This is a genomic window from Grimontia sp. AD028, assembly GCF_000973155.1.
Lineage (GTDB): Bacteria > Pseudomonadota > Gammaproteobacteria > Enterobacterales > Vibrionaceae > Enterovibrio > Enterovibrio indicus.
The window spans coordinates 34546-47777 of record NZ_LASY01000042.1; the positions used below are offsets into that span (position 1 = coordinate 34546).

Below are 13232 nucleotides of genomic sequence, written 5' to 3' on the forward strand. Positions count from 1 at the left end.
CCTTTTATCTACATCATGTCCCCACAGAGATAATCACCCCGCTCCCTGCTGGGACACCGTTTTCAGCATTCCTTTTTATAGTTCCGCCCGATACTTTGGTTTCACCTCCGCTGGGGGGTGAATTTCATCCAGTGCTTGAGGCAGGCCATGATCATTGATCATCTGGGCATGGAAGCGGCGAAGTCTGCGTGGTTCGGTTACGCCGCAGGAGTGGGCAATCACACCGACTTCATACATCATGCTCTTGGCATAGTGGGCAACACGCTCGGCTTTGTCGGTGACCACTAACCCTTTTTGTAGTTTAGGGTCATGAGTGGTGATGCCGGTTGGGCAGGTGTTTTTATTGCACTGAAGTGCTTGAATACAGCCTAACGAGAACATGAAGCCCCGGGCGGAAACCACGAAATCTGCACCGATACACATAGCCCACGCCACTTCTGCTGGGTTGACCAGTTTGCCTGAAACAATCACTTTCACCCTTTGTTTCAAGCCATAACTTTCCAATACATCAACCAACATCGGCAGGCTGCGTTTGATAGGCAAACCCATAAAGTCCATCAGCGATTGAGGTGCTGCACCAGTGCCGCCATCTGCTGAGTCGAGCGTGATGAAATCAGGCGCGGATTCTATGCCACGGGCATGAATGGCCTCCATTAGGTTATCGAGCCAACCGTAAGCACCCAGCACCATTTTGAAACCCACAGGTTTACCTGTGACTTCTCGGATTCTGGCGATCATGTCCAACAGGTCGTCAATGCTTTGAATGTCCGTGTGTCCATTTGGGCTGATGGAGTCCTTCCCTTCGGGAATACCGCGAATAGCCGCGATTTCTACGTTCACTTTGTTGCCCGGCAGAATACCGCCTTTACCTGGCTTCGCGCCCTGACTCATTTTGATTTCAAACATCCGCACTTGTTCATGGGCGGCGATTTGTTTGAGCTTTTCATGGCTCAGATTGCCGTTTTCGTCCCGCACACCGTATTTGGCGGTACCAATCTGGAATACGATATCTGCGCCCCCTTCAAGGTGGTAAGGGGAAAGGCCACCTTCGCCGGTATTCATCCACACTCCCGCTTTCTTTGCACCCTTAGAAAGCGACAGCACGGCAGGCACACTCAAAGCGCCAAAGCTCATGCCGGAGATATTGAAAAAACTTGATGTGGTAAACGGCGTTCTTGCTACCCCTTCTCCAATGGTGACAGCGCTGGCTGGCACGGCATCCTCAGAAAGCGTTGGGAAAGGGCAGTTGAGAAAAATGATATCGCCAGGCTGGTTGAGTGCCCGTGTTGAACCGAACGCAATGGTACTGTCGACATTTTTCGCCGCGCGGTAGACCCAGCTTCGTTGGGCGCGGTTGAAAGGAAGTTCGTCGCGATCTTGCGCGAAGAAGTATTGGCGGAAAAACTCGCCCATGTGTTCAAACCAATAGCGGAAACGGCCGATCACCGGATAGTTGCGGCGAATGGCTTGTTTGGTTTGGGTGATGTCCCGAATGTAGATATAGATGAGTGCAAGGACACCGCACCCGATCAGAAAGACGAATAGCGCTGCGCTGATTTCAAGCACGCGGGATGCCCAGCTGGTAACAACTTCCATTTTGTATCCTTATTCATTTACCCAATTTGATGGGATTTATTGCTCTCGATTCGATAGACCGGATAGGTAAGCTTACGCTTTCCACTACTTTCATGAGGCTCGTTAAGAGGCTTGGAAGAATCGTTTTCATTCCCGACACTTGCATTTAAAGTGAGTGTTTGGACTAAACATCCAATTATCTGAGTGACGAGACAGTTATATTCAACGAAGTGCGCTATACCCTATGAAGCTAGCAACAATGGAAGTTATAAATAGAGGGAGGGAAAAGATGTACAGAAAGGTGCTGACATTCTGGTTTGAGGAACTCACGTTAAAGCAGTGCTTTGCCAAGAGTGACGAGTTGGATCGCACCATTGAGGCGCGTTTTGGAGAGGTATTAGAGCAGGCGTCGATCTGTGAGTGTTTTGACTGGCGGGAAGAGCCGGAAGGTCGGTTGGCAGAAATCATCGTGCTCGATCAGTTTTCGCGTAATATTCATCGCGATACGCCGCGTTCTTTTGCTCAGGACCCTCTTGCTTTAGCTTTGGCGCAGGAAGCGGTTTCTTTAGGTATTGACCGGGAACTTCCGCCTGTTCAACGGAGCTTTTTGTATATGCCATACATGCACAGCGAGTCTAAGACTGTTCACGAGGAAGCGCTGCGCTTATTCAATCAACCGGGTCTTGAAGACAACTATCAGTTCGAAATTCGCCACAAAGAAATCATCGATCGTTTTGGTCGTTATCCGCACCGAAATGAGATTTTGGGGCGCGAAAGTACGCCAGAGGAAGTCGAGTTCCTGAAACAACCAGGCTCAAGCTTCTGATAGACAAACAAACTAAAGACGAAGAACTTAGCGAGTTTGGCTGGCATTGGGAGCGCGGCATTCCTTTGTGGGGGAGTCATCTCGGTCAGAAGGAAAGATATAGAGGGGGCTGCATGGTGCAGCCCTTCGCTATTTCCTATCAGCAGTTTATCGAAAAATACAATACGTCGAAGGTCGTTGTTAGAGAAAACTTGAATACCATACGTTCTGAAGGGCTGCCTTTTATGGTTATAGCGCCAGGGGCTAACTCAAGTTCTATGACTTGTTCGAAAGGAGCATCAGGCAGCAAAAAGGTTCGTGAGAGCCAGATGGTGCCATCAGATTGATGTCTGAAGGCGTTTTTAGTCTTCAGTTTTTCACGATTTTCAGGCTGGATAAGACGCACTTTATTGGTATCAAAGAAGATGTCATTGATGTCGAGTAGCGGTTTATCAACAAGGGCTGAAACGCTTATGGTTACGCCATTTCTACCATCCTGGCTGGCATTGACTTTTATAATGTAGTCATCGAAAGACTGCTGTAGCGCATCTCGATTGGTGCGCAGGTAACCGCAACTTTGCGAAGCAACAGCTTCACCAAAACTGTCCTCTGGTTTGTAGTAAGTTCTGTCCGTTGGAATTACGCAGCCAGAAAGGCCAATTGCGACAGCGCTGGCCAGAAGAATGGTTTTAAGTTTCATCACTATTCACCCTTTGTTACAAGAGTGCGCCATTCTAATCACGATAAAACGAGGTTCAATTTCGGATTGATAAGTTGCACATTTTGATACCTAAAGGATCAATTTATGGACTTTGTCTTTTCTGAACTTCTTAGTGGATAGGCAATGATGATGGTTAAGGTGGAAACCTGAGTCGTTATATCAAGTGCAATAGATGTCCGAAAGCGTGGTAGCTTTGCTTCCGGAACATCCGTTGAAAGGCCTTTCGCTTGTGATTTGGTTATTCTCTGAATTAAAGAGTTAACACTGTAAATCGAGAAGCAGCGCCATCAAGGCTTCAATAGCCAACCCCATGTCTTCGTCGCTGGCGTATTCCGCTGGGTTATGACTGATCCCTTGCTTACACCGGACAAACAGCATAGCGACACGGGTAAGGTCAGCCATGGCTGAGGCGTCATGGGTGGCACCGGAAGGTAAGGTAAATACACGCTTATCAAGGCTACCAATCGCTGTTGCGATCGATAATTGCAGTGCAGGGTCGCAGGCTGTAGCAGGTTGGCTGTAAATTCGGGTGACTTCGCAGCCCAGCCCGCGAATTTGTGCTGTTTCTTTCGCAAATGCTTGCAGTAGCTCTCCCGCTTTCTCCCTGACTTCATCGACGGGAGAGCGCAGCTCGATCATCATGGAAACTTTGCCTGGAACGGCATTGGGCACATTGGGTGTGACGTCCAATTGCCCAACATTGGCGAGTAAATCCGGCAGTTTTATCGCGAGCTTTTCTGCTTCCAGAGTGACTTCCGCGGCTGCAGTCAGAGCATCCTTACGAAGGTGCATGGGTACTGTGCCAGCATGGGCGGCTTGGCCCGTAAACGTGAGTTGATGCCTTTCAATACCACAGATGGCTGAGACCACTCCTAAAGGCAAGCCTTCGTGTTCGAGAACGGGTCCTTGTTCGATGTGTGTTTCGATGAAGCCGAGAATATCTTCAGGATTGCGTTTGAGTCGGTCAATGTTCTCCGGTTGAACACCAAAACTGGAAAGTGCCGAACGTAAAGTGATTCCGTCTTTGTCTGGTCGGTTGATGACACTCTTATCCAAAGTGCCTGCCAGTGCTCGTGGGCCGACCAGCGCAGTGGGAAAACGCACACCTTCTTCGTCAGCAAAAGCGAGTATTTCGACAGAATAAGGTAACTTTTTCCCCTGACGGTTCAGCGCTTCAAGAGCAATGATTGGCAACACAATCCCCATGATTCCATCATAAGCGCCACCCTGTTTAACACTGTCCTGATGGCTTCCCATCAGCAGCGTTTTGGTACCTTTTCCTGCATCGTAACGACCAATCAACGTGCCTGCGTCATCCATGTGAACGGTTAGGCCGGCCTCTTCCATCCATACCGTCAGTAGCGCGTTGGCACGCTTATGTTCTTGCGTAAAAGGAAAGCGAGTCACACCGATTTCTGAGTCCGTACACTCGGCAAGTTGCTTTAAATATTCTTGGGCTCGTTGGCCTATAAAGTGAGTCATTGATTATCGCTCCGGATTTTCTTGTGTCGGCAAGGTATCCCTCCATGCCTGATAGTCGGGGTCGCTGTGGCGTTCATAAAGCGTTTGCAAGGCGAGCAAGGGCGAATCGTGGTAGTCGATACGCAGGGTTGTCGGTGGCGAGTCGGGCCTGTAAACGAGCAAAGCTGCAGATAATAAGCCCCGGTAGTCGCCTCCTGATTTTTCAGCGGCAAACAGGGCAGCGATTAATCTTTCTTCAAAGCTTTTTTTGCTGTTTTTGTAAGCTCTCATCATGGCATCCAACACCAGTGTGTCTGAGAGCAGATTTCCACAAACCACGATATTGGGCTCGATCAGGCTGCCTCGAGCGGCACCATTTTCGCTTCCCGTGTGCACAGCCCCGGCACCGTGAAGGTCTAGTGCGGCAAGTTGGCGGTGCGCTGCGCCAGAGTCTGCGCAGGTGATGGCATTGACCGCATCGACCGCACTGACGCCCGACGCCATTTGGGACAGCACATCATTTCCCCAGAGTGTGCTGGGCTTCGCACCTTGTGAGGCTGACATGCCAGCTTTTAAATTCCCTCTGATCACCCAACCTCCGACGCAGAGTGCGCCCGTGGCCGCCGCAGCCCCAATCGCGCCAGATTCCGGATCTCGTGCCAATATTGAATAAGTCATAGGTCTCGCTCCTGAGCCAGTGATCTAAGTGTGAATTTAACACCCAGCGTTGTCAATTTATCATGATAAATACTTGCGGCAAGTAATTTATAGTGATAAATGTGAATAAAAGTTAAACAGTTCTTAACATCACATCCACAAACTGGGAAGGAGTTTCCCCATGAAACAAATAAGAAGTGATTTCATGCAAAGGCTGCGGAGTGCAGCGAAAACCGCGTTGTTAGCGGTATGTGCGATCGTTCCTTTAACTTTGCAGGCGCAGACACCACCGAACGTATTGATCGTTGGTCAGGTGGCTGAGCCTAAGTCGCTCGACCCGCATGCGGTTACCGCAGTGAACGACTTCCGGATCCTGATGAACCTTTATGAAGGTTTGGTCCGTTACAAAGATGGCACACTGGAAGTGGAACCTGCTTTAGCAAAGAGTTGGACAGTCAGTGAAGATGGCAAAACTTACACCTTTACTTTGCAAGAAGGCGTAACATTCCATGATGGTACACCGCTGACGGCTGATGCGGTGAAGTTCAACTTTGACCGTATGCTGGATGAGAAACATCCGTATCATGAAACGGGTCCTTTCCCGCTCTCTTTCTTCTTCTCATCGGTAGAAAACGTCGAAGCCGTTGACCCGAAGACGGTGAAGTTCACCTTGAATGCTCCTTACGCCCCGTTCCTTTCCAACCTTGCTTACCCAACGGGCTTAATTGTCTCTCCTGAAGCGGTGAAAAAGCATGGTAAGGACTTTGGTCGTCAACCTTCAGGAACCGGTCCTTTCCGTTTCGCTGAGTGGGCGTCAAATAGCAAAGTGGTTGTGGTGCGTAACGACGATTACTGGGGCGACAAAGCCAAGTTGGAAGCAGTGGTATTCCGCCCGATCACAGACGCGAACACCCGAGTTGCTGAAATGCTGGCAGGCAGTATCGACATGATGGTGGAAGTACCGCCAAACGCGTTGTCTGAGTTCCAGAATAACCGTTATCAAGTCGCTGAGCAGGCTGGTCCACACGTATGGTTCCTTATCCTGAATGCCAAGGAAGGCCCCTTCGCGGATAAGCGAATGCGTCAGGCTGTGAACTATGCCATCAACAAAAAAGCCTTGGTAGAAGGTGTGCTTGAAGGTACGGCAGAAGTGGCCGCTGGCCCAACACCGCCAGCTTTCGCTTGGGCTTACAACGACAGCTTGCAGCCATACCCGTATGACCCTGAAAAAGCCAAAGCGTTGATCAAAGAAGCCGGTCAGGAAGGCGCGAAGCTGACGTTCTATGTCACTGAAGGTGGCTCCGGTATGTTGGATCCAGTGCCTATGGGTACCGCGATTCAGGCAGATCTGAAAGCGGTGGGTCTTGATACTTCGATTGAAACTTACGAGTGGAATACCTTCCTTGGCAAAGTGAACCCTGGTCTGGAAGGTAAAGCTGACATGGCGGAAATGGCTTGGATGACCAACGACCCTGATACCTTGCCATACCTGGCACTTCGCACTGATGCATGGCCGGATAAAGGCGGTTTCAACTCGGGTTACTACTCAAACCCTGAAGTCGACAAACTGCTCGAAGCAGCGCGTGAGGCAACTGACCAAAATGAGCGCGCGAAGCTATATCGCGAAATGCAGGAAATTGTGCAGGAAGATGCGCCTTGGGTGTTTGTGGCGAACTGGAAACAGAATGCCGTGACCAATAATCAGGTGCAGGATTTCAAATTGCAGCCTTCGTTCTTCCTTATTCTCAAGGATGTACAAAAATAATAATCAAGCACTCAGGTCTTTGGCCTGAGTGCTGTTCTCCTGTCGATGAACGCAGAAAGGAGCACTGCGCGTGGGTAACTATTTTCTTCGACGATTGCTGTCCGCGATCCCGGTGCTTCTCGGGATAACGGTTATCGTCTTTCTCATCATGTCGATGATTCCCGGCGACCCGGCTACGGCCATTTTGGGCGCATACGCGACGCCTGATAATGTCGCCAAAATCAATAAAGATCTCGGTCTCGACCAGCCTTTGGTCAGCCAGTACTTTATCTGGCTGTCGAACATGCTACAGGGTGACTTTGGCCGTTCTTATTCGCTCAACCGTCCTGTGCTTGACGAGGTGTTGGAGCGTTTCAATGCCACGCTGATTCTGGCGGGTGTCTCCTTTGTGTTGTGTTCTTTGCTTGGCATCATCGCTGGTGTGGTGTCTGCGGCACGCCAGTTTTCGTTGACGGATAAAGGCATCACTCTGGTGGTATTGCTTGGTATTTCTATTCCATCCTTTTTCCTCGGCATGATGATGATCCTGCTGTTTGCCATCAATCTGCGTTGGTTGCCGGTTTCCGGTATGTATGCGATCTACGGCGGTGGCGACTTGCCGGACTTGCTCAAACATTTGGTGATGCCTGCCCTGGCGTTGGCGTCTGTGGCGACGGGGGTTATCGCCCGTCTTTCACGCTCTGCCATGCTCGAAGTATTGAGACAAGATTACATCCGCACTGCCCGTGCCAAAGGCGTACATGAGCGTCAGGTGGTTTGGAAACATGGACTGAAAGCGGCCATGGTCAGCATTATTCCGGTGCTCGGTATTCAGGCGGGCTTTGTGCTTTCAGGCGCGGTCTATATCGAGATGGTCTTTCAGTGGCCCGGCGTTGGAAAAATGCTGGTGGAAGCGATCCTCAAACGCGACATTTTGCTTGTGCAGGGCGGGGTAGTGTTTGTGGCTTCTTGTTACGTGCTGTTCAACATTGCGGTAGACATGCTGCAAAGTTGGCTCGACCCGAGGATCAAAGCATGATGGCATTTTTGAAACTTCTGGTTCGAAACCGACTGGCAGCCTTTGGCGGCATTGTGATGTCGATGATTGTCTTTCTTGTATTGATCACGCCACTGTTGGGGCTTCAAGACCCCGCCGTGACAGACACTGCCAACCGCTTTTTACGCCCTTTCAGTGATGGCCACTTGTTAGGGACTGATCATTTGGGTCGTGATTTGTTATCCCGCTTGCTTTGGGGTACCCAATTGAGTCTCGCCGTTGGCTTTGCAGCAGCGCTCATTGCTGCGTTGATTGGTTCAGCGATTGGCATTATCGCAGGCTATTACGGTGGTCGCGTTGATAATCTCTTTATGCGCTGTATCGATGTGTTGATGGCCTTCCCTTATATTTTGTTGGCATTGGCGATTGTCGCAGCGCTGGGTCCCGGTTTGCTGAACGCTTTGATCGCGGTCGCGGCGGTCAATATTCCCTTCTTTGCGAGAAACATCCGCGGTGTGACCGTCTCGCTGGCACAACGTGAATTTGTTGAAGCAGCCAAACTTTGTGGCATGTCTGACCGACGCATTATCTGGTCTGAGATTGTGCCTAATGTCGTTCCTGTGATTGTTATTGCGATGTCTACCACCATCGGCTGGATGATTCTGGAAACGGCAGGACTGTCGTTCTTGGGCTTGGGCTCCCAGCCGCCGCAAGCAGATTTGGGGTCTATGTTAGGCGAAGCGCGAAATTCGCTGATCACTGATCCCCATGCGAGTGTGGTGCCGGGCATTATGATTTTCCTTATCGTGATGAGCATTAACCTCTTGGGCGATGGCGTGCGCGATGCGCTGGATCCAAGATTGAAATCAGGTGCACTCACCCGTCCTCAACCTGCCACCAAAGTGAGCGATGAATTCCATTCTGTCGAAGCAAGTGAAACAAATCATGCGGTACTGAAAGTCGACAAACTGGAGACGCAATTTCACATCAACCACCGTGTATATAAGGCCGTGAATCAGGTGTCATTTGAGATCGCACCGGGCGAGTGTCTGGGATTGATTGGTGAAAGTGGCTCAGGGAAATCGGTGACGGCACTTTCTGTGATGGGATTGGTCGCCTCGCCACCCGGGGTGATTTGTGGCGGTGATATCCGTTTTAAAGATGAATCTCTGATTGGGGCAAGTTACGAAACACTTCGAAGCCTGCGTGGTAAGGATGTGGCATACATCTTCCAGGATCCGTTGGCGACCTTGCATCCGCTCTATCGTGTCGGCGAACAAATGATGGAAGCGATTTTAGTGCACGAAAAATTGCCTGCGAGTGAAGCGAGGCAGCGTGCAATTTCTTTACTGGATGCGGTACATATTCCCAACGCTGAAGAGCGGATGAAGGCATTTCCCCATGAGCTCTCCGGTGGCATGCGTCAACGTGTGGCGATTGCGATGGCTCTTGTGAATAACCCTTCACTCATCATCGCTGATGAACCGACGACTGCGCTCGATGTGACGGTACAGGGGCAAATTCTTGCACTGTTGGACGAGCTTCGACGTACCCGAAATGTCTCGGTGTTGTTTATTACCCATGATTTCGGGGTAGTGGCGCAGCTTTGTGATCGGGTGGCGGTGATGTATGCCGGAAAGATTGTGGAAACTGGGCCGACCGAGTCTGTGCTCGATTCTCCGGCTCACCCTTATACGAAAAAGCTGATTGCCTGTGTGCCTGAGCTTGGAAGAGGGAAAGGAGATTTGGAAGCGATTCCGGGATTACCACCTGTGGTGGACAAACTGCCGCAAGGCTGTGCGTTTGCCGCAAGGTGCAGCAAAGCCAAAGACAGTTGCCAAAACGGTGAAGTAGCAAGAAGCGAAGCGTCAGGACGCATGGTGCTGTGTCATTATCCAGAAGAGAGGTTGGCATGACAGCGGCTCTACAAATTCAAAGATTGAAGAAAACGTACTTTTTCAAGAAACCTCTTTTTGCGCCGGCGCTTCCGGGTGTAAAAGCGGTACAGACGATTAATCTCGATGTGCAGCAAGGGGAGACTCTGGGCATCGTCGGTGAATCTGGTTGCGGAAAGTCGACGTTGGCAAGAATGCTGGTGGGGTTAACGACACCGACCGAAGGCCGGGTATTGGTTGAAGGTGAAGTCTTGTCACCGGATCGCCCCGAAGAAAATGGGAAACGTATTCAATATGTTTTTCAGGATCCTATCAGCAGCCTTAACCCTAGAAAAACTATTCGTCAGTTAATGGAAGTCCCGCTTATTTATCTGCACGGTATGGACAAACCGGCGCGGGATGAACGTATTGCCGAGATATTTTCACAGGTCGGGCTTCGAGAGGAGTTTTTGGCACGTTACCCCCACGAGTTTTCGGGTGGTCAGGCGCAGCGTATAGGTATTGCACGGGCGTTAGCAGCGAATGCCAGAATATTGGTGCTTGATGAACCTGTCTCCGCACTAGATGTGTCTGTGCAGGCGCAGGTATTGAACCTGTTGGCTGAACTGAAGCAAACGTTATCTCTCACTTACCTGTTTATCAGTCATGATCTGGCAGTGGTAGAAGCGGTGAGCGACAGAGTCGCAGTGATGTATTTTGGTTCACTGGTTGAGCTTGCACCTGCTGAAAGGATTTTCAATTCTCCAAAACATCCGTACACTCAGTTATTAGCGAACAGTGCGCCTGTTGTTGGGAGGCCGTTACAGGTACCCACACAACATGCAGAACTGCCAGACCCGCTCAATCCACCTCAAGGTTGTGCATTCGCGGGTCGATGTCCCAAAGCACAATCTGAGTGCCTTGCTGCTTCGCCGCCGCTGACACAAATTAAGGAGAATGAATTTGTCGCCTGCTACTTCCCGCTCGAATGACCCAGCTCCTTCTGCAAAAATGCGTCGTCCCTATAAAGTAGCGGACGCTATTAAAACCTGGATTGTCGAACAGGGACTAAAGCCAGGAGATAAATTGCCCCATGAGCAAACACTGATGGAGCTGTTTGGCATGTCTAAAGGCACCATCCGCGAAACCATGCGGGTGCTTGAAGCGCAGGGTCTTATTGTGACCCGCACGGGTCCAAAGGGCGGCGCATTTATCAATGCAGTGTCTGAAGCGATGGCAAGCAGCCTGCTGAGCAACTACTTCTTCTTTAACGAACTCTCTGTCAAAGACATCTATCAGTTACGCTGCCTGTTAGAGCCTGAACTCGTCGCTTCACTGGCAGGACGTCTTTCAGAAGAAGATCTGGCAAGGCTTGAAGCGAATATTCAAAAGTACGCCCAACCCGCGCTCAATGCCGAAGTTGAGCGCGCTCAGCATATCGACTCTCTCCAGTTCCACATCATTCTGGCTGAGCTTGCCGGAAATGAATTACTGGGCTTTATCATCCGTTTTATGGCCCGTATGCTCGCTGATCTCACGGTCAACAGACACCTTTATGAACCTCATAATCATGAGCTTTGGGAGCAAGGCTTTAATCACCAGAGAGATTTGATTCTGGCCTTGAAAGAGGGTCGCTCTGGGGATGCCCGCAATATTATGCGTGAACATATGGAAGTAGCTCAGAAGCTGATGGAAGCGCAGGAAGTCGAAATGACTCGCAGGTTCATGCTTCACGCTCCCCAGCAATAAGTTTCCCTCTCATTCTTGCCGCATGAGATGCCATTACTGATCAACTTTCAGTGATCCGTGATTGGCGCGTTTCTGTATTGAAAATCATAATTTTAATGCAGAGAAACCACTCTGCACTTGCTGCTAAAACGTGGCAGTTGTGAGGGAATGGCAATGAAAAATGAACTCAACCCAGCGAAGTTACTGGCCGCTTTTGAAGTGGTGATGGAAAAAGGCGAAGACACCGAATTTGGTAAGATTTATGAAGGTGTGGAAGCATCGACAGACTACGACGGTTACAACGTCTATCTGAGGGGTAATGGCGTGGAACTGCATATCGGGTTCCACAACACCTATGATTTGAAATACGACCAAGCCCACCTGAGAGACAGTTTTCTGAAAAAGGTAGAGGCTTTGGTGACAGATAAAGTTGTTGATGACCACCATTAAAAAGCCCGGAATCTCCGGGCTATCTTTTACTTAGTGGTTTCTGCTGGCGTCAGTGCTTTTCTTTTCCCTTTCGTCATTTCCACCAGAAATCGCGTCAATGGCGTCTTCTCTAAGCACCACACCAAGCCCAGTGAGAGCAATAGAGTTAAAGGTGTCACAAGCATGTCTTTCACTGGTCCTTCAATCGCGTACATGCCGAATAGATTAAACAGCAAGATCAGCGGCACGAAATGCGCGACATAGACACCCAAAACACGCTTGCTAAGGGCAAAGGTGAGTGGCGTGTTGCCAAGGTTTGGGTTATTCATTAGTAGGGCAAATAACCCTAACGCCATCACCGGTGTGCCTATCAGGAAGTCATGATTGGCCATCCACACATCGTATCGAGACAGGTTAACGCCTTCTGCTAAACAGAGTGCCATGCCGCCAATTGTCATTGTCCAAGCCGCTTTGTTGGAGAAGCTGATATTGCGACGTCGCATTTCAAATCCTGCGGTGACCATTAATAAGCTGAAAAAGGGTCCGTTGCGGGTGAAGATAGGTGCTTCCCCTTCCATAATAGGTTGGTAGCTACCCGCACCCAGTCCCCAAACATACAGACCGAGTGCCAGAGGCATGATAAGGCCTTGCTGGTTCTTATTAATCAGCAAAGCGAGTATACCAAGCGCTGAAAGCAGCCCCGGGATATACCAAAGATGCACCAAGCCACCTTCAAAAAGCGTGTTGAGCGGCGCTTGAAGTAGATAGTTCCAGTATCCAGTGCGCTCTGTGAGATAGCCTTCTATCATGGCAACATCCAACCGGAAAGGCACCGCAAGATAAATAAGGCTCCACGCCAGCCAAATCATCATCAATGGCTTGGCATAGTGCATAAACGTGCGGGTTGGGGTTTCAGTCAGTTTAGGTTGGACAAAGTAACCCGTCAGAACAAAAAAGAAAGGAACGGCGAAGCGGCAGATTTGGTTAATTACATCAGACAGTGTGTTGATGCCTTCGCTGTAAGCCTCCCCACGAAGAGGGCCTGCGTGGATGATGACAACGGCCAGAATAGCCAATAAACGACCCATCTCTAATGAAGGGATACGGGCGTTGGACATGTGGTCTCCTCAAATTGCACAGCGTGCACAAGTAGAAAAAGCAGAGTGAACGCGAACTATATGTAATTTTCGTCCTTAATCTGAGGCGTGATTCTCGAATATGCGAAGGCGGAAATTAAAAGC

General features: G+C 50.0%; 12 protein-coding genes. 7 read left to right on the forward strand and 5 right to left on the reverse strand.

Translation table 11 applies throughout. The features are described 5' to 3' along the window. Positions 1-75: 75 nt before the first annotated feature. Entirely contained in the window at positions 76-1596 is a 1521-nt protein-coding gene (locus RN22_RS10245; protein ID WP_046304194.1) for an FMN-binding glutamate synthase family protein, read from the reverse strand. 268 nt (positions 1597-1864) lie between these two features. Here RN22_RS10245 and RN22_RS10250 point away from each other — a divergent pair, with 268 nt between their 5' ends. Beyond that, entirely contained in the window at positions 1865-2401 is a 537-nt protein-coding gene (locus tag RN22_RS10250; protein WP_046304195.1) for a DUF924 family protein, read from the forward strand. Between the two features lie 139 nt (positions 2402-2540). On the opposite strand, the gene RN22_RS10255 is transcribed toward RN22_RS10250, so the two are convergent. The 3 genes from RN22_RS10255 to RN22_RS10265 form a co-directional block, all read right to left on the reverse strand. Continuing rightward, positions 2541-3080: a hypothetical protein gene (locus RN22_RS10255; RefSeq protein WP_046304196.1), complete on the reverse strand. Its 540-nt coding sequence runs from the start codon at positions 3078-3080 to the stop codon at positions 2541-2543. 279 nt (positions 3081-3359) lie between these two features. Beyond that, positions 3360-4583 (reverse strand): M20 family metallo-hydrolase, encoded by a 1224-nt coding sequence (locus tag RN22_RS10260; protein WP_046304197.1) that lies wholly within the window; start codon positions 4581-4583, stop codon positions 3360-3362. Positions 4584-4586: 3 nt separating this feature from the next. After that, positions 4587-5240, reverse strand: coding sequence for a DUF1028 domain-containing protein (locus RN22_RS10265; protein WP_046304198.1), 654 nt, complete (start codon positions 5238-5240; stop codon positions 4587-4589). A gap of 160 nt (positions 5241-5400) precedes the next feature. On the opposite strand from RN22_RS10265, the gene RN22_RS10270 reads away from it, so the two are divergent. The 6 genes from RN22_RS10270 to RN22_RS10295 all read left to right on the forward strand — a co-directional run bounded on the left by RN22_RS10270 (position 5401) and on the right by RN22_RS10295 (position 12012). Beyond that, a complete protein-coding gene (locus tag RN22_RS10270) occupies positions 5401-6984 on the forward strand; it encodes an ABC transporter substrate-binding protein (RefSeq protein ID WP_046304199.1) in 1584 nt (527 codons plus the stop codon). Between the two features lie 70 nt (positions 6985-7054). Beyond that, on the forward strand, positions 7055-8002 hold the full coding sequence (locus RN22_RS10275) for an ABC transporter permease (protein ID WP_002538169.1): 948 nt from the start codon (positions 7055-7057) through the stop codon (positions 8000-8002). After that, positions 7999-9876 carry a dipeptide/oligopeptide/nickel ABC transporter permease/ATP-binding protein gene (locus tag RN22_RS10280; protein ID WP_197076280.1) on the forward strand — a complete coding sequence of 626 codons (1878 nt, stop codon included), beginning with the start codon at positions 7999-8001 and terminating at the stop codon, positions 9874-9876. The genes RN22_RS10275 and RN22_RS10280 overlap by 4 nt, the downstream gene beginning before the upstream one ends. After that, positions 9873-10826 (forward strand): ABC transporter ATP-binding protein, encoded by a 954-nt coding sequence (locus tag RN22_RS10285; RefSeq protein WP_046304200.1) that lies wholly within the window; start codon positions 9873-9875, stop codon positions 10824-10826. The genes RN22_RS10280 and RN22_RS10285 overlap by 4 nt, the downstream gene beginning before the upstream one ends. Next, complete coding sequence (locus RN22_RS10290) at positions 10792-11583, forward strand: FadR/GntR family transcriptional regulator (RefSeq protein ID WP_046304201.1); 792 nt, start codon at positions 10792-10794, stop codon at positions 11581-11583. Before RN22_RS10285 ends, RN22_RS10290 begins: the two co-directional genes overlap by 35 nt. A gap of 153 nt (positions 11584-11736) precedes the next feature. After that, positions 11737-12012: a DUF3081 domain-containing protein gene (locus tag RN22_RS10295; RefSeq protein ID WP_002538173.1), complete on the forward strand. Its 276-nt coding sequence runs from the start codon at positions 11737-11739 to the stop codon at positions 12010-12012. Between the two features lie 26 nt (positions 12013-12038). Here the strand turns inward: RN22_RS10295 and RN22_RS10300 are convergent, their stop codons facing one another. Further along, positions 12039-13109, reverse strand: coding sequence for an acyltransferase (locus RN22_RS10300; protein WP_046304202.1), 1071 nt, complete (start codon positions 13107-13109; stop codon positions 12039-12041). Positions 13110-13232 lie beyond the last annotated feature (123 nt).